This window comes from Aneurinibacillus uraniidurans (assembly GCF_028471905.1).
GTDB lineage: Bacteria > Bacillota > Bacilli > Aneurinibacillales > Aneurinibacillaceae > Aneurinibacillus > Aneurinibacillus uraniidurans.
This window is the reverse complement of record NZ_CP116902.1, coordinates 3,066,043-3,091,965: the sequence shown is the minus strand read 5'-3', so window position 1 is coordinate 3,091,965 and position 25,923 is coordinate 3,066,043. Positions and strand designations below refer to the sequence as shown.

At 44.5% G+C, this 25,923-nt stretch carries 23 protein-coding genes and 1 riboswitch; of the genes, 22 read left to right on the top strand and 1 reads right to left on the bottom strand.

The window, feature by feature from the left end; genetic code table 11:
• Window positions 1-11 precede the first annotated feature (11 nt).
• From coaE to PO771_RS15370, 22 genes are all read left to right on the top strand, one after another.
• Entirely contained in the window at window positions 12-620 is a 609-nt protein-coding gene (gene coaE / locus PO771_RS15475; RefSeq protein WP_272560573.1) for a dephospho-CoA kinase, read from the top strand.
• Entirely contained in the window at window positions 617-1,180 is a 564-nt protein-coding gene (locus tag PO771_RS15470; protein WP_272560572.1) for a lytic transglycosylase domain-containing protein, read from the top strand. The genes coaE and PO771_RS15470 overlap by 4 nt, the downstream gene beginning before the upstream one ends.
• Before the next feature lie 148 nt (window positions 1,181-1,328).
• A complete protein-coding gene (locus PO771_RS15465) occupies window positions 1,329-2,363 on the top strand; it encodes a glyceraldehyde-3-phosphate dehydrogenase (RefSeq protein ID WP_272560571.1) in 1,035 nt (344 codons plus the stop codon).
• Between the two features lie 118 nt (window positions 2,364-2,481).
• Complete coding sequence (gene nrdR / locus PO771_RS15460; RefSeq protein WP_272563189.1) at window positions 2,482-2,949, top strand: transcriptional regulator NrdR; 468 nt, start codon at window positions 2,482-2,484, stop codon at window positions 2,947-2,949.
• Window positions 2,950-2,995: 46 nt separating this feature from the next.
• On the top strand, window positions 2,996-4,402 hold the full coding sequence (locus PO771_RS15455; protein ID WP_272560570.1) for an MBL fold metallo-hydrolase RNA specificity domain-containing protein: 1,407 nt from the start codon (window positions 2,996-2,998) through the stop codon (window positions 4,400-4,402).
• 27 nt (window positions 4,403-4,429) lie between these two features.
• The gene (locus tag PO771_RS15450; RefSeq protein WP_272560569.1) at window positions 4,430-5,929 is read left to right on the top strand and encodes a replication initiation and membrane attachment family protein; all 1,500 of its coding nucleotides are present in this window, start codon (window positions 4,430-4,432) and stop codon (window positions 5,927-5,929) included.
• Window positions 5,930-6,874, top strand: coding sequence for a primosomal protein DnaI (gene dnaI, locus PO771_RS15445; RefSeq protein WP_272560568.1), 945 nt, complete (start codon window positions 5,930-5,932; stop codon window positions 6,872-6,874).
• Window positions 6,875-6,983: 109 nt separating this feature from the next.
• Complete coding sequence (locus PO771_RS15440) at window positions 6,984-7,205, top strand: hypothetical protein (protein WP_272560567.1); 222 nt, start codon at window positions 6,984-6,986, stop codon at window positions 7,203-7,205.
• 55 nt (window positions 7,206-7,260) lie between these two features.
• Window positions 7,261-8,421, top strand: a complete 1,161-nt coding sequence (mqnC, locus tag PO771_RS15435; protein ID WP_272560566.1) for a cyclic dehypoxanthinyl futalosine synthase — start codon at window positions 7,261-7,263, stop codon at window positions 8,419-8,421.
• A 344-nt stretch (window positions 8,422-8,765) separates the two neighbouring features.
• The gene (locus PO771_RS15430) at window positions 8,766-9,404 is read left to right on the top strand and encodes a flagellar brake protein (RefSeq protein WP_272560565.1); all 639 of its coding nucleotides are present in this window, start codon (window positions 8,766-8,768) and stop codon (window positions 9,402-9,404) included.
• 82 nt (window positions 9,405-9,486) lie between these two features.
• A riboswitch (SAM riboswitch) is annotated at window positions 9,487-9,590 on the top strand.
• Window positions 9,591-9,670: 80 nt separating this feature from the next.
• Window positions 9,671-9,916 carry a YezD family protein gene (locus PO771_RS15425; protein ID WP_272560564.1) on the top strand — a complete coding sequence of 82 codons (246 nt, stop codon included), beginning with the start codon at window positions 9,671-9,673 and terminating at the stop codon, window positions 9,914-9,916.
• Between the two features lie 112 nt (window positions 9,917-10,028).
• Window positions 10,029-11,084 carry a sulfate ABC transporter substrate-binding protein gene (locus PO771_RS15420; protein ID WP_272560563.1) on the top strand — a complete coding sequence of 352 codons (1,056 nt, stop codon included), beginning with the start codon at window positions 10,029-10,031 and terminating at the stop codon, window positions 11,082-11,084.
• A 15-nt stretch (window positions 11,085-11,099) separates the two neighbouring features.
• A complete protein-coding gene (gene cysT / locus PO771_RS15415; RefSeq protein WP_272560562.1) occupies window positions 11,100-11,924 on the top strand; it encodes a sulfate ABC transporter permease subunit CysT in 825 nt (274 codons plus the stop codon).
• 11 nt (window positions 11,925-11,935) lie between these two features.
• Window positions 11,936-12,799 (top strand): sulfate ABC transporter permease subunit CysW, encoded by an 864-nt coding sequence (gene cysW, locus PO771_RS15410; protein ID WP_272560561.1) that lies wholly within the window; start codon window positions 11,936-11,938, stop codon window positions 12,797-12,799.
• On the top strand, window positions 12,796-13,818 hold the full coding sequence (locus PO771_RS15405) for a sulfate/molybdate ABC transporter ATP-binding protein (protein WP_272560560.1): 1,023 nt from the start codon (window positions 12,796-12,798) through the stop codon (window positions 13,816-13,818). Before cysW ends, PO771_RS15405 begins: the two co-directional genes overlap by 4 nt.
• Window positions 13,819-14,119: 301 nt before the next feature.
• Complete coding sequence (gene ytxC, locus PO771_RS15400) at window positions 14,120-14,995, top strand: sporulation protein YtxC (RefSeq protein ID WP_272563188.1); 876 nt, start codon at window positions 14,120-14,122, stop codon at window positions 14,993-14,995.
• A gap of 346 nt (window positions 14,996-15,341) precedes the next feature.
• Window positions 15,342-17,261, top strand: a complete 1,920-nt coding sequence (gene thrS, locus PO771_RS15395; protein WP_272560559.1) for a threonine--tRNA ligase — start codon at window positions 15,342-15,344, stop codon at window positions 17,259-17,261.
• Between the two features lie 359 nt (window positions 17,262-17,620).
• The gene (locus PO771_RS15390) at window positions 17,621-19,624 is read left to right on the top strand and encodes a hypothetical protein (RefSeq protein ID WP_272560558.1); all 2,004 of its coding nucleotides are present in this window, start codon (window positions 17,621-17,623) and stop codon (window positions 19,622-19,624) included.
• Between the two features lies 1 nt (window position 19,625).
• The gene (locus tag PO771_RS15385; RefSeq protein ID WP_272560557.1) at window positions 19,626-21,296 is read left to right on the top strand and encodes a hypothetical protein; all 1,671 of its coding nucleotides are present in this window, start codon (window positions 19,626-19,628) and stop codon (window positions 21,294-21,296) included.
• Window positions 21,297-21,628: 332 nt separating this feature from the next.
• Complete coding sequence (locus tag PO771_RS15380) at window positions 21,629-21,838, top strand: hypothetical protein (RefSeq protein WP_272560556.1); 210 nt, start codon at window positions 21,629-21,631, stop codon at window positions 21,836-21,838.
• A 161-nt stretch (window positions 21,839-21,999) separates the two neighbouring features.
• Window positions 22,000-22,566 carry a hypothetical protein gene (locus PO771_RS15375; protein WP_272560555.1) on the top strand — a complete coding sequence of 189 codons (567 nt, stop codon included), beginning with the start codon at window positions 22,000-22,002 and terminating at the stop codon, window positions 22,564-22,566.
• A 196-nt stretch (window positions 22,567-22,762) separates the two neighbouring features.
• A complete protein-coding gene (locus PO771_RS15370) occupies window positions 22,763-23,449 on the top strand; it encodes a Crp/Fnr family transcriptional regulator (protein ID WP_272560554.1) in 687 nt (228 codons plus the stop codon).
• A gap of 463 nt (window positions 23,450-23,912) precedes the next feature.
• Here the strand turns inward: PO771_RS15370 and PO771_RS15365 are convergent, their stop codons facing one another.
• Window positions 23,913-25,883, bottom strand: coding sequence for a methyl-accepting chemotaxis protein (locus PO771_RS15365; protein ID WP_272560553.1), 1,971 nt, complete (start codon window positions 25,881-25,883; stop codon window positions 23,913-23,915).
• Between the last annotated feature and the right edge of the window lie 40 nt (window positions 25,884-25,923).

Genomic DNA, 25,923 nt, shown 5'->3' with positions numbered 1-25,923 from the left:
AGAGGAGAACGATGAGGATTGGATTGACCGGGAGCATCGCCTGCGGCAAAAGTACGGTGTCTCGCATGTTAGCAGAGCGCGGGGCTCGTATTATTGATGCAGACGTAATTGCACGCGAAGTTGTTCGACCAGGCGAAGCTGCTTGGTCTCTTATTGTCGATTATTTTGGACAAGATATTTTGCTGTCGGATCGGCAGATTGATCGTACCAAGCTTGGACAGATCGTCTTTACCGATGAAGAAGCGCGGCGTGTATTGAATGGAATTGTCCATCCGGCTGTACGAAGTCGGATGCGGGAGCTGGCCGATGAAGCGGAGCAGGAAGGTATTCGCTTGATTGTGCTTGATATTCCTCTGCTGTATGAATCAAAGCTTGAGCATATGGTCGAGCGGATTGTTGTTGTCTCGTGTACAGAAGAACAGCAGCTTGCGCGCTTAATGGCACGTAACGGGTTTTCGGATGAAGAGGCATGCAGACGAATTGCCTCGCAGATGCCAATAGCAGAAAAGGTAGCACGCGCACATAATGTGATTGACAACAGCGGTACGCTGATCGAGACAGAGCGACAAGTGGATGAACTGGTGAAGCGGCTGCGTATAGAGGACGAGCAGCGCAGATGAAATGGATGACACGCAAAAAATGGGCGTTATTTGCCACGTTACTTGTGATTTTTATTCTGCTTGATATGCCGTGGACATGGAAGTTGATGTACCCGGTGTATTATAAAGAAGAAATTCGGAAGTCAGCTAGCCAGTATAATGTGGATCCCTATTTGATTATGGCGGTGATTCAGATTGAATCGAAGTTTGACAAAAAGCGCATTTCTAAAAAAGGTGCAGTCGGACTTATGCAGGTCATGCCATCTACAGCAGACTGGGCGATCAAGCAGGCTAAGCTTTCTCCTATGGCATCTGAGTATTTGGACGAGCCAGAAGTAAATATCATGCTTGGGACATGGTATATTTCGTTTTTGTATGAGATGTTTGAGCGTAATCCATATGCAGTGCTTGCAGCGTACAACGCCGGGCCGGGGAATGTAAAGCGCTGGCTAGAACAAGGGAAATGGGACGGTCGCCTTGAAACGGTGAGTAATATTCCGTTCGGGGAGACGAGACATTACGTACAGCGTGCGATATACTACAAACAGCGATACGCTAAGATTTATGATGGAGAATTTTGAACCTTTCACTACTATGTGAAAGGCCCTTTTATTTTCAGAAAATTATTAAATTAAAGAATTTGTGCGGACGTATTGCAAATAGTGACATACTTATTATAATAAAGACATGTAAATAGTGTGGAACATATCCGGAAGGGGAACATAATTAATGACGACACGTATTGCCATTAATGGATTTGGACGTATTGGACGGATGGTATTTCGCAAAGCCATCCAGGATCCGGAGATTGAAGTAGTAGCGATCAATGCAAGCTATCCTGTTGAAACGCTTGCTCACCTGATTAAGTATGACACAATTCACGGCAACATTGCTGATAAAATTGAAACAAAAGATGACACAATCATCGTAAACGGAAAAGTAACAAAGGTTGTATCAGACCGTGATCCAGCGAATCTTCCTTGGAAAGAGCTTGATGTTGAAATCGTAATCGAAGCGACAGGTAAGTTCAAGGATATGGAAGGCGCAGGCAAACATATTCAAGCTGGTGCGAAAAAAGTTGTTATTACAGCTCCAGGTAAAGAAGTCGAAGCGACAATCGTAATGGGTGTAAACCAAGATGTGTATGACTATGAGAAGCACACAATTGTATCCAATGCATCGTGCACAACGAACTGCCTGGCTCCAGTAGCTAAAGTTCTTGATCAAGCGTTTGGCATTGAATCTGGTATGATGACAACGATTCACTCTTACACAAACGATCAGAAAAACCTTGATAATCCACATAAAGACCTGCGTCGTGCTCGTGCGTGCGGACAGGCAATCATCCCGACTTCTACAGGGGCAGCACGTGCGGTTGGTCTCGTACTTCCGCAACTGCAAGGCAAGCTGAATGGCTTCTCGCTCCGCGTGCCAACGCCGAACGTATCCGTTGTCGATCTTGTAGTGAACGTGAAGAAAGACGTAACGGTAGAAGAGGTAAATCGTGTGCTTCGTGAAGCAAGCGAAGGCAGCATGACAGGCATTCTTGGCTACACAGATGAGCCGCTCGTATCGGCTGATTTCAACGGAAATGAGAACTCTTCGATTGTAGATGGTCTGTCTACGATGGTAATGGGAACTCGCCAGGTAAAAGTTCTGGCATGGTATGACAACGAGTGGGGCTATTCTTGCCGTGTTCTCGACCTTGCTAAGCACGTATCAGCTGCTGCAAATGCGAAAAAAAAAGAAGAAGTGACTGTGTAAGCATATAGTTGTAACAAAGGGAGCCAATCTGGCTCCCTTTTCTTTTGGTACACACTTGACGTAAGCAAATTTCTAGGACAAACTAATGGGAAAGTACCATGATATTGGGGTTGATGACATGCGATGTCCGTACTGTATGCATAACGGAACGCGGGTACTCGACTCACGTCCTGTAAATGATAACAAATCGATTCGCAGGCGCCGGGAGTGCGAAGAGTGTCAGCGCCGTTTTACGACGTTTGAAGTCGTTGAAGAAACACCGCTTCTTGTCATCAAAAAGGACGGGGTGCGGGAAGAATTTAGCCGGGATAAAATTTTGCGTGGGATGATTCGCGCTTGCGAGAAGCGCCCGGTTCCGCTTGAGACGCTTGAAGGAATTGTCGATCGAATCGAGCGGGAATTGCGCAACTGCGGCCAGGCGGAAGTCCACAGTAAGGATGTAGGCGAGCTGGTCATGAGTGCGCTGTATGAAGTCGATGAGGTGGCATATGTCCGCTTTGCATCTGTATATCGGCAGTTCAAAGATATTAATGTTTTTGTGAAGGAATTAGAAGACTTGCTTAAACATAACAAAAAGAAAGAATGACCCTGCCGCGTGCAGGGTCATTCTTTAGAACAGGACAGGGATGAGGATGAACATACAGTGTTTAGGGGGAGCCGGTACCGTAACCGGTTCATGTTACTTGCTTACAGCAGGTGAATCTCGTATCTTAATTGACTGCGGGATGTTTCAGGGAAGTGGAGAGATTGAGGAACGAAATCGAGAGCCATTTGCGTTTGCCATAGATGAGATCGATGCTGTCGTGCTGACGCATGCACATATCGACCATAGCGGGTTAATTCCGAAGCTGTGCCGGGATGGGTTTCGCGGGCAGGTAATTTGTACGCACTCTACGGCTGAGCTGTGCTCCATTTTGTTACCTGATAGCGGTCACATTCAGGAGGTGGAAGCAGAGCGACGTAACCGTAAGAAGAAAGGGGCAAAGACTGCACGTCGTATTGGGCCGCTTTATACAGAAGAAGATGGACGACGCGCTCTGTCGCGCTTTTTGGGGATTGGTTATGATGAAATGTATGAGGTTGTGCCAGGCGTGCAGGTGCGCCTGCAAGATGCCGGGCATGTTCTTGGTTCGGCTATCATTGAGCTGTGGGTTGAGATAGAAGAGGGGAAAACGTGTAAGGTTGTGTTTTCCGGTGATCTCGGCAGTCGAGGCCAGGCGATTGTGAAAGATCCAGCGTGGATTGCAGAAGCGGATTATGTGTTTATTGAATCTACGTATGGAGATCGTTTGCATGATCACACTACGGATCGTAGACAAAAGCTTGGCAGCATTGTACAGCGTGTTCAGGAGGAAGGGGGGACCATCATTATTCCTTCCTTCTCTGTAGGACGGACGCAGGAGATTATTTACGAACTTACGGAGTTATTGGAGCATGGTACAATTAAACCAATGCCTGTGTTTATCGACAGTCCGCTTGCGATCGAAGCGACGCGTGTATTCCGCCATCATGAGGATGTATTTGATGAAGAAAGTCAGGAATACATTCGGCGGGGGATGGACCCACTTGCACTTCCGGGGCTTGTATTTGTTGAGACTAGAGAAGAGTCGCAGCGTCTAAACCGGGTAACGAGCGGCGCGATGATTATCTCATCGAGTGGCATGTGTGAAGCAGGTCGCATTAAGCACCATTTGCGTCACCATATTTGGCGTCCGAAGTCGCATGTTGTGTTTGTTGGTTATCAAGCGCCAGGGACACTCGGACGGCGTATTGTAGATGGGGCGCGGCATGTGCGGATTTTTGGTCGGGATTATAAGGTGGCTGCGCATGTTCACATGATTGAAGGATTTTCTGCGCACGCCGATCGGGATGGATTGCTTAGCTGGCTTAGCGGGTTTACAAAAAAACCGAAAAAAGTCATTGTTGTTCATGGGGAGCCAGATGTGCGTAAGAAATTTGCCCAGACGATCCAGGAAGAACTTGATCTTGACACCGTGATTCCAGAGCGATTTGATACTATTGAACTGGTTATGTCATAAAAGAATGTTTGTAGGGAGGGATGCGCAGTGAAGTGGAAAGAAACGGTCCCGGCAGATCCCTATGTTGTACGGGTGAAGCGCCCGATTAGTGCAGCTGAGATTGGGTATATTGTTCATTTGTATCAGCCATTGCTCAGGGCGCTTCCGGTTGCGCTGTATCAGACATTGTATCATCAGAGCACCCCGGCTAATTTTATGTCGGTACAGAGCAGCCATTACGGTTTGATGGTCACGATGGGGATGCCGCTTCCTACGATTATAAAGGCGCGGCACCAGCTTGAAGCAATCGGGCTTCTGGAAGTGTACAAGTCTGCGAATGAGGAAGAGCGCTTGCTTGAATATGAACTACAGCCACCGTATGCACCGCATGCTTTTTTTCAGGATGATACGCTGGGCATTATGCTGTTAAACCGTGTCGGGAAGGAATACTACCGTAAGCTACGACGTCACTTTTCACCGTCTGATGAACATCGTATTCCGGCCGACCGTGCTCGTCTGCGTGTTACGAAAGCATTCGATGAAGTGTTTCAACACGTATCACCGAGTGAGTTGATCGTAGGTGTCGGTACAGAAACAGCTGAGTTCCTGCATCAGACTGAGAAAGAGAGTCCGCTTGATACATTTGTAGAACAGGAGCCTGCTGGTCGCAAATATCAGAAGACAGAGCTTGATTATGAGTTTCTGGCGGCGGTCCTACCGAAAATGGTGAAGAAAGAAAACTTATTTACTTCGGCTGTGCGAACTGAGCTAGCGAGTCTTGCGTTTCTTTATAACATAGACAGTGAAATCATGGGACGCTTCTTGCTAGAGCCTGCGGTCATTGAATACGATGAGATTAATATTGATGCGCTGCGTCGGCTTATAAAAGACTGGTATCGCCGCGAACAAGGGCGTGCGCCTCAGATTTTATCGCGTGATGAAGAATCGTTGCGTCCGGCAGAGAAAGTGGCACAGGAAACGGCACAGGTGGAGCTTTCCGAACGGGAGAGCCATGCGTTGAGGCTATCCTCGCTTTCGCCGTTTCAACTGATGGAGCAGTATCAGAAGGGTGGAAAAATTGCCCCAGCCGATCAGAAAATTGTCGAAGAACTACTTGCAAATTACCAGCTACCGCCAGGTGTGGTGAATGTGTTGCTGGAGTATGTGATGATCACGCATAATGGTCAGTTGCCGAAAGAGTTAATTTACAAGATTGCGGGGCATTGGAAGCGAAGCAACATTACGACTGTGCAGGAAGCACAGCAGCAGGCACGTCAGATGCACCTTGAACGCAAGCAAGCATCGAATGGGCGCAGTACGCGAAAATCAGCGGGAGAGAAAGCCGCAACGAAACGCAATCAAGTGCGTAAGGATAATGTGCCAGAACATATTCGCGAACAGTTGGAGCGTCAGAAGCAGGAAGTGAGTACGCCTGTTGGGAGTGAAACAGCCGATGACCCGGTTGAGTATGAGCGCAAAAAACAGCGGATTGCAGAGATGTTAAAGGCAATGGAACAAGCAAAAGATCAAGGGAAGGAGGAGAAGTAGATGCGGGAGTTGCACAAATTGTTATCCGCTTTTCCTACATCGGGTGGACAATCATTTGACGACATGGTGCAGGAGGCGATGGAGACGGAAGAAGTGCAGGCGATTCGTAAGCAACATCCAGAAATCGAGACGGTTCACATCGTTCGCTCACTAAGTCGGGTACGCCAGGCAGTGGAAGAAGCGGCTTCTTGCCAGCGTTGTCCGGGATTTGCAGCCTGTCCAAATTTGCTGCGTGGACACCAAGCGATGCTTGACTGGACAGGTCGTTCCCTTGAAGTGCGTCATACACCGTGCAAACTGTATACCGTCGAGCAGGAACAGCAGGAGAGGTCCCGGCTAATCCGCACCCATCATATTCCACGGGAAATACTTGGTGCATCTTTTGCCGATTTGGAGGGGGACTTACAGCGGGTTGATGCCATTGAAGCGATCGTTTCCTTCTGTATGAGCGTGCAACCGGGTAAAGAAGGAACGAAGGGACTCTATTTTTACGGTCCATTCGGCGTGGGTAAAAGCTACATGATGGCCGCAGCGGCTCGAAAGCTAGCGGAGCGCGGACTGGCATCGTTAATGGTATATACGCCAGATTTTTTCCGAGAGATCAAAGATGCTCTTCAGGATAATACTGTCGCAGAAAAAATCCAGGTGCTTAAGGAGGTACCGGTGCTCATTCTTGATGACATCGGGGCCGAAACGCTTTCGCCATGGGCACGTGATGAAATACTTGGTGCGATTCTCCAGTATCGAGTGAGTGAGAATCTCCCGGTGTTGTATACCTCGAACTATACGCTCGATCAGCTGGAAGAACATCTAGCCTACTCCCAGAAAGCGGGGGTCGAGCAGCTAAAAGCGATGCGAATCATGGAACGTATTCGATATTATACAGATGCATACCGGGTGGATGGACGAAATCGCCGCCTAAGTAGAATCGAAAAGAAAAATTGATAAAAAATAGTATTGAAAAAACTCCCATTTTATCTGGTATAATAGTCATTATAGTATGGTTGATAAGTCTTAGATTCATAAGTCCGCACAAACGGCAGGGGAGGAACGAATGAAGACACTGGGAACGGGAGAAGTTCATTTTTACGGGATGGATGGCAAGATGCAACAGTTAAAAGGGGAAGTACAGATTAAGGACAGCCGGGTCGTGCTATCCGAGATTATTTATTTTAACGGACGTCCGAATGGGATGCGAGAAATCAATCTTCCGTTAGAACGCTGTGTCATTCACTGGCAGCCGGAAGTGTATGAAGAAATTGGATTCGCTGAATAGATAAGCAAAGGCCCCCTGCGTGTATGTATAGGCAAGCAGGGGGCTTTATGTTACCATGAAAGAAGTGTTTACACCGTGCTTGGAGGGATGCAGTGTGTCAATTGACCGCATACTAGAACGTGCGCTTGCAGGTGAGCGTCTTGGCTTAGAAGACGGACTTCGTCTGTATGAAAGCGATGAAATCGAAAAAATGGGGCATTATGCTAACCAAATCATGCTGAAATGGCATCCGGAACCGATTACGACATTTGTGATTGGCCGGAATATTAACTATACAAACGTTTGTGATACGTACTGCCGATTCTGTGCCTTTTACCGTGCACCGGGTTCAAAAGAGGCGTATGTGTTACCAGATGAGGACGTGTTCCAGAAAATCCAGGAAACACTCGATGTGCAGGGAACAGAAATTTTGATGCAGGGTGGTACAAATCCGGATCTGCCGCTTGAGTATTATACCGATCTACTGCGCGGCATTAAGAAGCGATTTTCGACGATTCATATGCATTCGCTGTCAGTAGCAGAAGTGCTCAAAATTGCGGAAGTGTCCAAGCTTCCGGTAGAGCAAGTGCTGCGTGAATTGCATGCGGCGGGACTGGACTCTTTGCCAGGTGCCGGTGCGGAAATTCTTGATGACCGTACACGCCAAAAAATCAGCCGCTTGAAAGGCCCGTGGCAGCAGTGGATTGATACGATGAAGATCGCTAACCGCGTTGGGATGTCTACAACTGCAACAATGGTGATTGGATTCGGTGAATCGATGGAAGAGCGGGTGCTGCATCTGATGCGCATTCGCGAAGCGCAGGATGAGATGAAAGAGGTAGGTCCTGGCTTCCTGGCGTTTATCTCCTGGACATTCCAGCCGGATAATACGAACATGAAGGCAGAGAAGCAGACGCCGGAGCAGTACTTGAAGAATGTGGCGATCTCTCGCCTAATGATCGATAATATCCCAAATTTCCAATCATCCTGGGTAACCATGGGACCAGAAATCGGCAAGAAATCACTGTCATACGGCTGTAATGACTTCGGTTCGACGATGATGGAGGAGAACGTTGTATCGGCAGCGGCATGCACTTATAAAGTCAACACGAATCATATTCTCGAACTGATCCGTGAAGCAGGTAAAATTCCAGCGCAGCGCAATACGCATTATAAGACGTTGCGTGTCTTCAAAGAAGGCGAGAGCATGGAAGCTGACTTTGTGATGCAGAATTAATTGGGGATTAGATATACACTACACAAAATCATGTATTCACTCTGTATTTTGCGTGTAGTTATGCTGCGCTTATTTATACTTCACTTTGGATGTGAATGTTATAAATAGGCGTTTTTGCTTATGGTGTTATAGGTAATTTATAGGTCTTTTTATCTTTTTTCTAAAATTTACTATTTCAAATTTCATATAAAAACAGTGTGAAAGTAACTATTTTTTATTTTATAATTATTTTTTCTACAGTCTATTTGGTTTATAATGGGTAATGGTATTACTTTTTCATTATCTTTACATATTATTTTAAGACGTAATAAAGGGAAAATAGGGTAGAAAGAGGGGCGAGAATCGTGTTTCCATCAGTCAACCAGCACATACGGCTGACTTCTTTTGAGGAGAAGGAAGAAGCCAAACAGTACAAAACAACGGTAGCAGATTTGTCGAATGACATGATTATGATTACGTATCCGATTGATGAGCAGACCGGACGCACGGCTATACTGTTAGACAGGCAGGCTGTGTACGTAAGCTACATGAATCAGGATGGGAATCAGTATGAGTTTTCGTCTGAAGTTGTACGCCGTACAAAAGATAACATTCCACTACTATTGCTTCGAAAGCCTGAATTGAAAGATATTCGTAAAATCCAACGTCGAAACTATTTGCGTGTACCTGTCATGCTAAACGTAGATTTTATGATTGAAAATACGAAGCACTCTGCTAGGTCGGTTGACATTAGTGGAGGTGGACTTTTGCTGTTATGCAAGCCTGAGATTACATTTCCAGAAGAGGCATTTTCGGTTACTATTCATCTCCCGGATCAAGATATTGCAGCTAAAGTCGAACTTGTACGCCAACCGATACCGCAAGATAACGGTCTACTGAAAGTCCCGCTGCGCTTCACACAAATTGCTGAAGGACATAGAGATAAAATTGTGCGATTCTGTTTTGCTAAACAGCTAGAAAACCGTAAACGATCGACCATGTAGAAAAAATTCAGAAAACACAGTTGACTACTTTGATTAATAGGTATTATGATAAGACTAATAAAAAATTGTATATCTAGTAAGACTCTTATCCAGAGAGGCGGAGGGACTGGCCCGATGAAGCCTCGGCAACCATTGATGATTCAAAAGGTGCTAATTCCAGCGGATGCACAATCCGATAGATAAGAGGGAGAACCGATATTTGTTTATTGCGGGCGACCTCTTATTTCGATAAGGGGTCGCTTTTTATCTTATCAGGGGGTGTGCTTATGAAGTATTTGCAGCAGGCGGATGTGTACACCAGAAGCATTCATAACTTGGAAATTCGAAAAAAGGGGGAAGGAAGAGTGGGAGAGAAGGAGCGGCAGAAGCCTGCCTGCAAGGTGGAAAAAATTCTGGATGCGTTGAAAGATCTGGAATACGGTTCGCTGGAGATTATCGTTCACGATGGCCAGGTTGTACAGATTGACCGCACAGAGAAAAAAAGATTTGCGACAGAAAAGAAAGCTCGATAACGTGTCAGGTGCTGACCGGATCACCGGAGGCCCTTAAAATTCCGCAGTTTGTTATGAACTGTCGGTTTTTTAGGGGCCTCTTTTTTTAGAAAAATACAAGGGGGATAACACAATGAAAAAATCACACAAATGGGTACATGTTCTACTGGCGAGCAGTCTCGCATTAGGCGTGGCAGGATGCTCGTCAGCCGGTGAATCAAAAGAAACGGCGCAAACGAAGACGGTTCAGCCAAAGGCGGTACAGTTGCTGAATGTTTCATATGATCCGACACGTGAGCTGTATCAGGATTATAACAAAGAATTTGCAGCTTACTGGAAGCAGAAAACGGGGCAGGATGTGACCATTAAACAATCACACGGTGGCTCAGGTAAACAGGCACGTTCCGTAATAGACGGGCTGGAAGCTGATGTTGTGACACTTGCGCTTGGCTATGATATTGATGCGCTGGAGGCAAAAGGACTGATCAAGCCGGGCTGGCAGAAAGAATTCGCCCATAACAGTGCACCAAGTACATCGACGATCGTCTTTCTCGTCCGCAAAGGAAATCCGAAGCAGATTAAGGACTGGAACGATGTGGTGAAACCGGGCATTAGCGTTATTACACCAAACCCAAAAACATCAGGGGGTGCACGCTGGAACTACCTGGCGGCCTGGGGCTATGCGCTCAAGAAAAATAATAACGATGAGGCAAAAGCGAAAGAATTTTTGGCGCAATTATTCAAGAACGTTCCGGTGCTTGATTCCGGTGCACGTGGTGCGACGACAACGTTTGTCGAGCGGGGAATCGGGGATGTACTGCTTACATGGGAGAATGATGCTCTGCTTGCTGTTAACAAACTCGGCAAAGGAAACTTTGAGATTGTATATCCGTCCGTTAGTATTCTCGCAGAGCCACCAGTAGCGATTGTAGACAAAGTAGCTGATAAGCATGGCACACAGGAAATTTCAAAAGCATATTTGGAATATTTGTATTCACCAAAAGGTCAGGAAATCGAAGCACGAAACTACTACCGTCCGCAGGATAAAACAGTAGCTGAGAAATATCGTCAGCAGTTCCCGGCTATTAAGATGTTTACGATTGATGAGATTGCTGGTGGGTGGAAGAAAGCACAGGCGAAACATTTTAGCGATGGAGCCTTATTTGATCAGATCTATAAACCGCACTAGTCAGGAGGAGAAAGGATGAAAAAGTATAGCGTGATTCCCGGCTTCTCTCTGACACTTGGATGCACGCTGTTGTATGTAAGTCTCATTGTTGTCTTGCCGCTTTCCCTGTTGTTTTACAAAGCCGCTTCGTTGAAATGGTCTGACTTCTGGAAGATCATAACCGATGAGCGTGTACTGGCTTCGTATCGGGTTAGTTTTGGCACGTCGCTGATCGCGGCGTGTCTGAACGCCGGGTTTGGTCTGCTGCTAGCCTGGGTGCTAGTGCGCTACCGTTTTCCCGGCCGCAAGCTGATTGATGCGCTTGTTGATTTGCCTTTTGCATTGCCGACCGCAGTAGCCGGGATTGCTTTGACGACGCTGTATGCAGGAAACGGCTGGATTGGGCACGGGTTGGAGAAGCTCGGAATAAAAGTTGCATTTACACCGCTTGGTATTATTGTAGCCCTTACGTTTATTGGTCTGCCGTTTGTTGTGCGGACGGTTCAGCCTGTTTTAGAAGAGGTGGAGATTCATGTAGAAGAAGCCGCCGCTTCACTTGGTGCGACCAGCTGGCAGATTTTTCATCGGGTGATTGCACCGCAGATTGTACCGGCGCTTTTGACAGGGGTTGCACTTGCATTTGCCCGGGCACTTGGGGAGTACGGTTCAGTCGTGTTCATCTCTGGCAATATGCCGATGAAGACGGAGATTACGCCGCTGCTCATTATGAGCAAACTGGAACAATTTGATTATGCAGGCGCAACAGCACTGGCGGCGGTACTTCTGGTGGCGTCCTTTTGTATTCTGCTAGCCGTTAATGTCATTCAATGGCGCCTATCCCGATATCGGATGGCGCGGTAGAGGTGAGAATTATGGAATCGAATCATACAGCGGTAGCTTCTGCCTGGGTACGCATTGAGCCTGAACAAAAGCGAAGTACTTCTACGCTCATTCAGTGGGGCCTTATTGCCGCCGCACTTTTGTTTGTGGCGCTGTTTCTTGTTCTGCCGCTGCTCGTTGTATTTACGGAAGCACTTTCGGAAGGATGGGCTTTGTACGCAGCAGCATTAACTGAGACTGATGCGCTGGCCGCGATTAAGCTGACGCTTATCACAGCCGGGATTGCCGTACCGCTTAATGTTATATTCGGGCTGATTGCTTCCTGGGCGATTGCGAAATTTACGTTTCCAGGCAAAAGCATTTTGATTACGCTCATTGATATTCCGTTTGCAGTCTCGCCTGTTATCTCGGGTCTGCTGTTTGTTCTGCTATTTGGATCAGATGGATTATGGGGGTCGTTTTTCGCGGCGCATGATATCCAGATTGTATTCGCGGCACCGGGGATTGTACTGGCGACTATTTTTGTTACATTTCCATTCGTCGCACGAGAGTTGATTCCGCTTTTGCAGGCACAGGGGACAGAGGAAGAAGAAGCGGCGGCCTCTCTCGGAGCGAGTGGCTGGAAAATCTTTTGGCGAGTAACGCTGCCGAATAGTAAGTGGGGGCTTGTATACGGGATTATTTTATGTACGGCACGTGCGATGGGGGAGTTTGGAGCGGTATCGGTCGTGTCAGGTCATATTCGGGGCATGACAAATACACTGCCGCTCCATGTTGAAATTTTGTATAACGAATACGCGTTTCAGGCGGCATTTGCCGCTGCATCTTTGCTCACACTTCTAGCACTTATTACGCTAGCAGTCAAAAGTCTGGTGGAATGGAGGACAGCTAAATGACGATTCAAATCGAACATGTTCATAAAATGTATGGAAAATTTGCCGCATTGCGCGATGTGACACTGGAGATTAAAAGTGGAGAGATGCTTGCTCTGCTCGGACCTTCCGGATCAGGTAAAACAACACTGCTGCGGATTCTTGGTGGATTGGAGGCAGCAGATGTCGGGCACATTCAGGCCGATCTAGCAGAGCATGAGCGGAAGGAAGCACTTCGTATCGGGTTTGTGTTTCAGAATTACGCATTATTTCGTCATATGACGGTTGCAGATAATATTGCGTTCGGATTGAGCGTACAACCGCGCCGCAAGCGTCCCTCTCGCGCTGAGATTAAAGAACGGGTGGCGAATTTGCTGCATTTTATCCAACTAGAAGGACTAGGGGATCGTTATCCATCCCAACTGTCAGGTGGTCAGCGTCAACGGGTCGCACTGGCACGGGCACTCGCCATTGAGCCAAATCTGTTGCTGCTTGATGAACCATTTGGTGCACTCGATGCTAAAGTGCGCCATGAGCTTCGCCGCTGGGTGCGTCGGGTGCATGACGAACTGAAAATTACCACAGTATTTGTGACGCATGATCAGGAAGAAGCGCTGGAAATCGCGGATCGTGTGGTAGTCATGAACAAGGGACAAATCGAGCAGATTGGAAGTCCGACAGAGGTTTATCATGAACCGGCCACGCCATTTGTATGTGAGTTTATTGGCAAAACGAATCGCTTAGACTTGCATGAGCATGCTGCACAGATAAGATTTATTCGGCCGCATGAAGTTGATGTTCAGCTTCGTCCGTCTGGAACAGCTTCTGAAGCAGCGGTTATCCAAAAAGTACAAACAACAGGACCATTCATTACGATAGAAGTCGTTACGAAAAAAGAAGTCCCGCTTGAGGTGCATATTGCCGCAGATTCGCGGCTAACCCATGAGCTTGTACCGGGCAAAGTTGTCTGGCTCGATATGCAAAAGGCAAAAGTATTTGGTGAGGAACAGTCGGAAGCACAACCGACTTCGGCATATGCATAGGTAGTAACCGAGAACAGGCTGTCTTAGAAGCCAGAACATGGCGAACGGGACGGCTTGTTTTTTTGAGAACGAATGTAAAAAAGACAAAAAAGTAGCCCGCTGCAACGCAGCGAGCCAAAGGTAGGAGTGGAGAGATTAATTCAATTCCAGGAGGTGTCAACCCGTTTTAAGGGGGTTACTGTTATTATAAGGGATTATGAAAGCGTTATCAATAGTTATTTTCGAAATATTTTATCAGATTTTACGCTTTTTTTCATATACATGAAAGAAAAGGCCGGAGGAAGGTGAAATCGTGCGTGTGATGAAATTATATGTACCGCTTCGAGATCGGGACTTGCTGGATTCATTTCGCGAAGTATTACGTGATGAACTAAATAGAATTCGTCCCCTGCTTCAGATTCGGCTGTATGAACAAGAACAATCGCATGCTTGTTGCTTTATGATTGAGAGCAAGATGGAGGCGTGTACAGTCCAGGTATATGAGGGATTACCGTGTGCGATTGCTCGCGCGGTAGGAGCGTATCTGGCATGGAAAGAAGAACGATATATCGGGCGGCTTGTATGCAGCCATCCTGCTTATGAACGTGTGCAGGAAAAAGGCGGGCTGCTTGGGTATGTGCTGTATCATCTAGCAGGAAGAGAAGTGGGACAGATTGCGTCTCGAGCAAGTGAATTAACATCCGATGTAGAGCGCATGGTATTTGATTATTTTCAACAGGAACAAGACCTCCATCTGGATGGTTTTTTTCGCTTTCGGATGAAAGCGAAGTTGTGTCAACTTCGCTTGATGGTTGATATGTATATTGAAGAATATTTTGCGGAAGAAGAATATGAAATGGTTGTCAGGCGACTACGGGCATTTCTAGCCAGTCAGACAGTTCGTACGGAGCTACTTCGCGTTGTGCATGAAGGGGGGACATCGTTTAGGTATTACAATGAAGAGTGGGAACGACTTGATCCTTCGTTGAAGTTGGCTTTTCCGGCAGAAACAGAATTGCCATACGTATCGGAAGAAGCGGACATTGTACGTACGCTAGCTGCTTTTGCGCCGGGGACATTGTTCGTGTACACCGAACAACCACGAGCACCGATCATTATGATGTTAACTCGCTTATTTGCAGGCAGGATAATCGTATCAGGTGAATATCCACTCGTTTCGATGGTAGAGGACACTTGACTTACCGGAGCCGCACTACTATAATCAAAATAGCTTCATATGCAAAAGCAATGAAAAGGACATGATTCAAGTCAACCGGTTCTCAGAGAGGAAGGCCATCGGCTGCAAGCTTTCCAGCACGAGACTTGCATTACCCCCTTTAGCTGTCGTTCGGAACGCTGTCGCTAGTAAGAACGACCGGAAGACATCCGTTATTGTTCATGGAGGGCATAGCCTGTGCAACCTGCTTGTATAAGCGGAACAGACTGTGCTGAACCAGGGTGGTACCACGAGAACAACGCGCTCGTCCCTATTGGGATGATGCGCGTTTTTTTATTTTATTGGAATGATTTGGAGGGAAAACAACATGTCAGTTCTAACAATTACACTGCCGGATGGCTCGAAGCGCGAGTACGAAGCCGGTGCAACTATTGAAGATGTCGCGGCTTCGATCAGCCCAAGCCTGCGCAAAAAATCAATTGCCGGTAAAATAGATGGCAAGACGGTTGATTTAAAAGCAGTGATTCCACATGATGCAGCTGTGGAAATCATCACAGAAGACAGCGAAGATGCACTCGAAGTACTGCGCCATAGCTGTGCGCACTTAATGGCACAGGCGATTAAGCGCATCATTGGTGATGAGAATGTTCGTCTGGGGATTGGTCCAGTTATTCAAGATGGTTTCTACTACGATATCGATACAGCTGTAACGATCACACCGGAAATGCTTGCTGATATTGAAAAAGAAATGAACAAGATCGTGAAGGAAAACCTCTCCATCGAGCGCAAGGTTGTCACACGCGAAGAAGCGCTTGCGATCTATGAAAAGTTAAATGACCATTTAAAAACAGAAATTATCTCGGAACTGCCAGAAGGCGAAGAGATTTCGATGTATCATCAGGGCGACTTTTTCGACCTGTGTCGTGGACCGCACGTTCCATCTACTGGAAAAATCAAAGCGTTCAAGCTGATGAGTGTAGCAGGTGCGTACTGGCGCGGAGATTCCGATCGTCAGATGCTCCAGCGTATTTATGGTACTTGCTGGGCGAAGAAAGCAGACCTCGATGAGTACCTGCACTTCCTGGAAGAAGCACGCAAGCGCGATCACCGCAAACTTGGTAAAGAGCTTGACCTATTCATGTTCTCCGAAGAAGCACCAGGTATGCCGTTCTATCTGCCGAATGGTATGGTTATCCGTAATGAGCTTGAAGCGTATGAGCGCGGCTTGCATCAAGAGCGTGACTACGAAGAAGTTCGCACACCACTCATGATGAATCAGCGTCTGTGGGAGCAATCCGGCCACTGGGATCACTACCATGAGAATATGTACTTCACAGAAGTAGATAACACTAAGTTCGCTTTGAAACCGATGAACTGCCCGGGCCATATGCTCATCTACAAAGGTCAGATCAAATCATATCGTGACCTGCCGATCCGTATGTCTGAATTCGGCCAAGTACACCGTCACGAATTCTCTGGCGCATTGAACGGCATGATCCGCGTACGTACGTTTACACAGGATGATGCGCACCTGTTCGTTCGCCCAGATCAGATTGAATCCGAGATCAAAAATGTAATCGAGCTGATCGACAAAATGTATGGCGTATTCGGCTTCCAATACAGCATTGAGCTGTCTACTCGTCCGGAAGATTCGATGGGAAGCGACGAGCTGTGGGAATCAGCGGAACGTTCCCTTCAGAACGTACTAGACGGACTTGGCGTGCCGTACACTATCAATGAAGGCGACGGCGCTTTCTACGGTCCAAAAATTGACTTCCATATTAAAGATGCGATCAAGCGCAGCCACCAGTGCGCGACGATCCAGCTTGATTTCCAGATGCCAGAGAAATTCGACCTTACGTATGTGGGCGAAGACAATCAGAAGCACCGTCCGGTTGTTATCCACCGTGCCATCTATGGCTCGATTGACCGCTTCATCGGCATTTTGACTGAGCATTTCGCAGGGGCGTTCCCAACATGGATTGCTCCGGTGCAAGCTCGCATCATGACAATCGCTGAGCCGCATGTGAAGTATGCGGAAGAAGTGAAAGAAAAAATGGCGAAAATGGGCATTCGTGTGGAGCTTGATACGCGCAATGAGAAGATCGGCTACAAGATCCGCGAAGCACAGCTGCGCAAAATTCCATTCATGCTTGTTATCGGTGACAAGGAAATGGAAAATGGCGAATTAGCTGTCCGCCGCCACGGCCAGGGGGATCTTGGTTCGCAAAAAGTGGATGATGTAATTAACGCTATTCTGGATGAGATTGCGACAAAAAAATTCTAATATAATAATGAAGAGAGGCTGTCCCACACGTCATGTTATGGCGAGTGGAGCAGCCTTTTCCTTTGCTTGTAGGATGCTGCCATTCAAACTAAGGTGGAGGAGCGGAGAAGGAGGCGCTTTGTTACTTGATTATGCTATTTAGAGAAGTGTATCTGTCCGCTCTAGGTGCCATGTGAACTTGTCCACAAAAGGTTCCTTCGATATATTTCAGAATATGATTGGGTGCTTTCACAATACTTGACTTTCAAATTTCGTATTAATAATATTCTGGGTATAAGTTCAATTAAAGTTGACTGAATGAAACTTTATTCAGTTTATTCCAGAATAAAAAGTAGGAGGAAGGAAGTGGAGAATAAAAAGTGCTAGAATTTGATTATCAAGAGAAGCAATCTTTATGGAAACGTATCATTATGGAGTATCCAGACTGCGTATCTCATCTTTATTCAATTGCACAGGCTATGAGAGAGGGGAAGACAGATAAGGTTCCATTACCCCAAGGGACCAACTTTGATGACCTTACCGTCTTAGTTGATATGAAAATCCTTACTATATATTCTGAAGAAATTTCATTTACTGATTTTGTTTCATTTTTATACTTTCTTACTCGGTCATTAGCAGAAAAAATCTTTCTACCATTATGGGATGATGCGGAGCAGTTTTGGGAAGAAGCTGAGGAGTTACATAGCGAATATATTCACTTCAGTTTCTTAAAATATCAAGCTTCTATGTTATTAATAGTATTAAATAATGATTTTAATAAAAGTATTTGTGAACAATTTAGCAAGCTGCTAGATTTAGGGACAGGGAAGAACTTATGGGGAACGCTTCATATTATTGAAGGTGCGTTGCCCTATTTTCATATTAGCATGAGTACTTTTATACCTTTCTTGGAAAAAACCTCAGAATATATTAAGGGAGACTTGGCAGCAGGAACTATTTTTAATGCAGTCGAAAGACTCTCTAATGAACAAGTAATTGTTGGTAAACAATTGTTTGAAAGGCTAAGTGATAACCCAGATTCTGAAGCAGTTTTTTTTATACAGCCTGTGATAGGTGGGATCGCAAAGAAAACTGGTATTCGAGAAATCTATGAGGAAGCCTATGAACTAATGAAAAAGGAACATTATCAATTGGTAAATATGGGTATAATTTCTTGTAGTCGTTTAGACTATGACGATAAGACTTATGATTTGTTAGAAAAGGTATTGGAACAATACAAGGATTTTTTAGAAAAGGAAGAGCGGATAGATATTCTCTCAACTCTAACTAGAGCATATGGTAATCTTTTTGAAAAACATCACTCTGTAAAAGAGACTATTATTAAGCTATCGAAGCGACTTGTGCCCGAAATTCAATATGAGGTCGCTCGCATCCTGCAATTTAATAATGATCCTTCGTTAAGGGACAATTGGTACTTTGATGTACTAATGGATCTAGCTTCTGTTAATTACGAATATAAAGCAATTATAGATTCTCTTGATTTTATTTTATGTGATTTGGTTAAAACCAGTCCAGACAAGGTATTTCAATTTTTAGAGGCATGGATTGAGCAACATCTTCCACCCAAAAAGAAACAATCAGTTGCAGAAATTTTTGATTCCTTGTTCCATCAAATACTGAATGGACAGAAAGGAATGCTAGAGTTTTATCTGACCACTTGGCTTAACTCAAACACCCCTAATTTCCATTTTCAAATACAGGAATTAGTTAATAAATTTTCTGTTCATCAAATTATATTCACTCTAAACAAAGGAGTGCTCGATCAGTTGTCGATCAAAGATATAAAATATGTATTAATGAAAATTCTTGGATTTGTATTTGATAATCAGAATTTATGCCATATGACTTTCTCGATTCTGCAAAGAACTCCTGAGGACGAAAAAGTAAATAACTTAGTTCATAGTGCATTTACAGAATATATTGCATATAACTATCCAGGGGCTTCACGAAAACTTCTAACTGAAAAAATGTGCAATGGAACTAGTAATGAGCAAAAGGTGGCAATGGAAATACTTAAGGACTTAGATTCATATCACAAAGCTCTTACAAACTTACAGCAACTCAAGGAATTTATGCCTCCAGAAACGCGTGCTGATAAGTTTGAAAAAATGAAGATGAAACAAATGGGAAGACAAATTCATGAAAATGCTAGCCAGAAGTCACTTTTGTCACAGCTTTTCCGTAGGGTAGTACTTAAGGGCGGAAAAGCTTCATTTTCTAAATATGATGGCAAATATACAGACAAATCACTTCTTGCGACCCATTCAGTTAGTATGGAGTTTCCAAGGGGCGAATTTTTAGATCCTACAGGACATGCCATGAATCGGTTTGCATGGCGTATTTACAAACGGGAGGATGTATAAAATGCGGTTGATTATTCGTGAGTATTTATCTATGTTAAGGGAATCAGAGGAGCTAGATGCTTTAATACCTGATCTCCTCCTATCCATGGATATTCAACCAACTAGTAAGCCTCAACGAGGAGTTCGTCAGTATGGTGTTGATTTAGCCGCTATTGGAATAGATCCTGATGACAGTATAGAGAAGTTGTTCCTTTTTGTAATCAAGCAGAAGGACATTGACCGTAATTCTTGGGATTCTGGTCCACAGTCTGTTCGTCAAACACTTAATGAAATCTTTGATGTATACCTACGTATTATGTTAGATAAGACTCAATGTTCCTTACCAAAAAAAATCATTCTTTGTACAAACGGAGATATGAAGCAAGATGTATTGGTAAATTGGACAAATTATATTAATGAAAAAAGTGTGCTTGGTCAGATAGAGCTTGATTTTTGGGGTGGGGATAATTTATCTTCTTTGGTTCAAAAGTATCTTCTAGACGAGTTCTTATTCCCTTCTTCAGTTCAGAAGCATATGCGCAAGACACTTGCTTTTCTTGACCTTGTAGAGTATGATTTGTCACATTTTTACGAACTTATTGATGAAGTGTTATTTGATGACGCTTTAAAAAATGAAAAAAAGAAAATTAAAGCACTTCGTTGCCTGCACCTTTGCTTAAATCTTATTTTTCATTGGACAAATGAGTGTAACAACTTAAAACATGCATTTCATGCTGGTGAGAGGTTAATTCTTCGACTATGGGATTGGATAAAGCAGAAAGAGCATTTTGATGATGGAAATATCTTTACTGAGTTTTACAAAATCAACGCAACCCGAATGAAAATAAATAAAAAGTATCTACAGAAAATTATGTCGCATTGTATGGTTCGAGATGGACTGTCTGGGTATGCTTCAGAAGAGATTGAGTATCCGCTTCGTACATTTGAACAAATAGGTATCATTGCTAGTATTGGTTTGGATTATGTATTTGCTAATGACAGTATAGATTTAGAAAAGGAAAACCTTCATCTGATTAAAGAAGCCTGTATTGCAGCTAACGCTCTAGAAGGCCTCATTACGAATAATAAATCAAGCAATGTTCCTGTATTTGACTCGCATATTAATGATATCACCATAGCATTATTATTACTTTATAGAACAAGAAAGCATAATGTGATGTTGAAATGGATAGATAAATTACTTCTCTACATTGTTCGGGGATATCGACTACGAAATAGGTTTCCGCTTTTAAGTGATTCCTATGATGATCTTATTGATATGGAATTGAAGAATGAAGAGATTAAATTAGAGACGTCTACGTTACTTCCTATGTTATTAGAGTGGTCTGTTGTGCTTGATTCACGGGGACTTTACGAGTGGGCCAGAGAAGAAATTCTCGAGTTTTTTGGCGAAGTTGACCTACAGATATGGTTCCCAGACGATGTAACTGAGGAATATTTATATTTGAAAAATGCATTGTACGTATCAGGTTCAATGCTTACATCGATTCAGCTTCCAAAAAGCTTTGAAGAGTACAAAGTGCAGATTCTTCATGAATTTGATCATGAAGAGAAACCGCATAGTTTTTCTTTTATCTCTAATTATTTCCCTATTATTGGTGTAATTGCATTTAGGCATTTACGCACACCTGTGTTTCCATTTTACTGGCGACAACCGATTAGTCTCAACTAAGGATTTCAAATTGCACAAGATTACTTACCTATAATCCCTAAATGTGCGTCCAAGTTTAAATCCTCTTGAGGTTACTTAAAGAACATAAAACCTCTCTCTTTATAATGAATATAATAATTTATATAGTCAAAGAAAAAATGATTGAGGGGTGGGAAAGGACAATCACCTTTTCTTTTTTCACTGATCTTTCTTATGTCTATTTCATTGCTGCTTTTCTAAATGCTTTTATCTAGATCTTCACAGAAAAGAGAAATGTTCAGAAATGTAATTTCAATCACAATTCCTCCAAACAGAAGCGATGTATACTGGCTGTGAAGGGAGGAATATCCGGAATGAATCCAACGATCACACAGTTTCGAACATTGTCTCTGACAAATTTGAACGAAGTCGTTAAGGAGTTGGCAGAGCTGAACTTATCACAAGGTCTCAACCTTAAAATAGAAGAGAACGAAAAAGGAGAGCGATTTCTCATCGTGCCTGAGCAAAACGCAGAAGGCGAACGGAATGAGGGGAAATTGGAACAAGTTGTGGGTCAACCTTGATTTAGTAACTAGTAACCAGCAGGAACAAAAACATTCATAAGTCCTTATATCTTCTCATAAATATACGATGTTCATGACTTATCCATTTCATCCATAAGCTGAACAAGTACGATATAGGAGTAATTTACTTCATATATCCAAAAAGAGAAGGGGAGTTTATTATGAAGAAAGAAGTATTGCTTGCAGGGTTAGCAGTGTTGTCGATTTCTTTATATGGATGCGGAAGCAAGAGTGAAACACCAGCAAATGCAACCGCACCACAAACAAATACGCAACAACAAGCAGCCCAACCAAAAGAGGATGCAGGAAAAGAGGCGTTAGTTAAGTATCTTGAAGCGATGCAGCCTGCTCAGGAAGCAAATGCGGAGTTTATAAAACAGATCCACGCTCTTAACGACCCTGCATATGAGAAGCTAACAGATGCACAGAAGGCCGAAAAAATAAAGACGGAACTTTTACCGAAAGCTAAAGAATTACAAGAAAAGCTCAAAGCGATCACACCTGACAAGGAACTAAGCGCAGTACATGAAATAAGAATGAAGATGGCTGATAAGAACGTGGCAGGTGTTACTGATATCATTACTGCTTTAGAGGCAGAGGACATGGCAAAAGTAGTTGCTGCGGATGACTTACTTAAAGAAGCACAAGAATTAAACAAACAGGCTAACTCTGAACTGCAGGGTATGGCAAAAAAATATAATCTTGATATGAGTAAAAAAGAAAACTGATAGAAGTGATCGTGTACATACGTACTTGTACTACAAAACAAGTATATTGTACGTAAGTGCTAGCTTTTATACCCTTTAACACATACAATGGTCCTTAATTGGAGTAAGTCACTGTATGTAGTAAGGGGTATTTTTTATTATGATCTTGTGTGTTTTCTATTAACGGAAAAGCATGAACAAATGGGGGATGTTCATTGTGATAGATTGGAATTTTCTTCGTCATTTTCCTTTTTTTGAGGACTTAGAGGAAGCGGACTTACGTGAGATTTCTTCCATGTTTATAACCCGCACGTATGAAAAAGGAAGAAATGTATTTTTAGAAGGGGAAGGAGGCGACGAGCTTTATATTATTAAATCAGGCGTGATCAACATTTATCGCATCGATGAAGCAAGAGAGATTATCCTGGCGATTTTTGGGGATGGTGATTTTTTTGGGGAGATGGCGGTATTAGAAAACGAACAAGTTCGGTCTGCCAGTGCAAAAACGATGGAGAAGTCGATTTTGTACGCCCTTAAGCGACAGGACCTTATGTCACTGCTAAATCGAAATCCGAATATTTCCATGAAGATGTTAAAAACGACGCTTGATCGATTGCGTAAAGCGAATGAGTTGATCACAAGCTTAACGATACTTGATGCCCGTACAAGAGTGATCAGAATGATCCTGCGCTTAGCCGATCAGCATGGCATTCAGCACAAAGGTGGGGTTTTAATCAATCTCAAATTAACGCACCAGCAAATAGCTGATATGACCGGAACGGTGCGAGAAACGGTTACAAAAATTTTGCTGGAGCTGCAAAACGGGAAGCTTATTCATATTGAAAAAAAGAAAATCATGATTTATAACAGGGAACAACTAGAGAAGATCGTGTTAGGGGATTAGATACAAGGTAGAGGCTTCCTTAAACTTCAGAACATGGCGAAAGGATAGCTTTTTGTAGTATCGACAACGTTTCGATTTACAAAAAATTCTCGCCGTCAGAATGGATTTGCTCGGGTAGCTACTGGCTTTTCGTAAGACCTTCCTTATTGTTTACCTGCATAGCAAAAACTCAGCTTCTTGATATTGCTTGATGATTTTCATCCAAAGCGTGCTAGGAGCGGGATCGGGCGGGGCAACGGAACGCCTGTACGCGACCTCCCAGCGGAAGGGGCCAGGCGAACGTGCCTTTGCCCACAATGCTTCGCCGCAAATCCATCGTGGATCTCTTTTGTGGGCGAGTTCGTCTGGCACCTGAAGCGGACAGTCTTAACTTCTTCGTAAGCGTACCGAAGTGACGAGGCCCCGCCCGATCCCGGCTCCTCCACCACACTTCGGAGAAAACCTCCATCAAGAAATAAAGAGGTTACACCTTAAAACGGCGAATCACTTCTTCCAGATCTTCTGCCATATGAGCAAGGGCATCAGCAGAAGCGGATATCTCCTCCATCGAAGCGAGCTGTTCTTCTGTGCTTGCAGAAGCCGTCTCCATACCTGAAGCCGAACGCTCTGCAATTTCAGAGATAACCTGAATCGATCGGGCTACTGTTTCGGCTCCAGCCGACATCTCCTGAGCAGAAGAAGAAACTTCATACACTTGTTCAGCTGCATGTTCAATCGATTCCCGGATGGACTGGAATGACTGTCCGGCGACATACACCGCATCAATTCCTTTCTTCACTTCCTGAACTCCATCTTCCATAAAATCAACAGCCGCTTTTGTCTCATTCTGAATCGTCTGAATTAGCGACGTAATGCGGCTTGCTGACTGTGAAGATTGCTCAGCTAACTGGCGGACTTCATCAGCCACAACGGCGAAGCCGCGTCCTTGTTCACCTGCACGTGCTGCTTCGATGGCAGCATTCAAAGACAGAAGATTCGTCTGTGCTGCAATTCCGGTAATGATCTCGACGAAGTTCTCAATCTCTTGCGAGCGTTCTTCCAGGCTGCTAATTGTATCAGAAAGACGTGTTATTTTGGTATGAATCAAGTCCATCTGTCGAATCGCTAGTTGAATCGCTTCGGTGCCATTTGCTGCAACATCGGATGTTTCGGCAACAGAAGCAGAAGTTTGCTGTGCATGTTCAGCGATTTGCTGCATCGATCCTGACATACGAATGATGGTGTTTGATGTATCTTCTACGCTTTGCACCTGCTGTTCGGAGCCGACGGCAATTTCTTGAATTGTAGTCGAGACATGCTCAACCGCATGACTTGTTTCTTTTGCGCCTTGCATCAACTCTTCAGAAGCTGCCGCAAGATGCTCGGCTTTTTCTCTTACGTCATGCAGCACATGCTGCAATGATTCTCCCATCTGGTTAAAGCGGCGGCCTAGCTGCCCCAGTTCATCATTGGATGTAATCGGAATTCGCTCTGTTAAATCCCCAGTGCTAATCGCCTCTGAAGCATGGTCGAGTAGACGCAGTGGACGGGTAATTGAAGAGATTACGACGTATACAAGCAATCCACCGAGTAGAAGTGCTGCGGTAATGACCACTACAGTCGTTGTAAAAATTGGATTCGCTTCTGCTTGTACTTCTGCCATATTAATTGTGCCGCCCAACTTCCAGCCAGTTAACTCATTTGTAACGAAAAATGTTCGGGTTGTTTCGGTGTCGTTTTTTGTTTCATAACTGCCAGAGGATTTACTGAACAGCTGTGCTACGATTTCTTTTGGTGCATCCACCCCGTTCTTGATGGATGGGTGAACGAGAATTTTTTTCTGTTGATCTACGATAAAAACGTACCCTTGTTTGCCAATTTTAATGGAACTCGTCATTTCGGCAAGCTTGGAGAGGTTAAAGTCAATTCCTACGACACCGGAACCGTCTTTCGTTTTCTTAAGCAGGCTCACAACGGTTTGGCCGGTTACTTTATCGACATATGGATCGGTAATGATTGGTTTCGTGTCACTCTGGCGCCCTTGCTGGTACCAGGGGCGTGTGCGTACATCATAATTCGCTTCCAGCTTTTCAGAACCGTCCATAATAAGAAACCCTGCTTCTGTGCCGACATATGCCGAGGCAATTTCAGGATGGAGACGTTGGAATTGATGAATCCGTTCCATAACCTGTGGACTTTGTCGTCCTGCATACATAGTAGCGTTTACATTTTCGGCCAGCAGGGAGACATTTTGTAACTCGGGTTCAATTAGTCGTGTGATGAGCTGGTCTAAAAGATAGGTATTTCCTTTTGCTTGATCGAGCACTTGATCCTGTACCTTCTGTCGGGCAGTTTGATATGAAAGAAAGCCGATGGCCAGGCTGGGAATGAGAAGCAAGAGTAAAAACGAAATGTTCAGTCTCTTTTTTACGGATAATTGCAGCCATTTTTTCATAATGTACTCCTTTCTTTTCAGGCATATAAGTTTATTATTG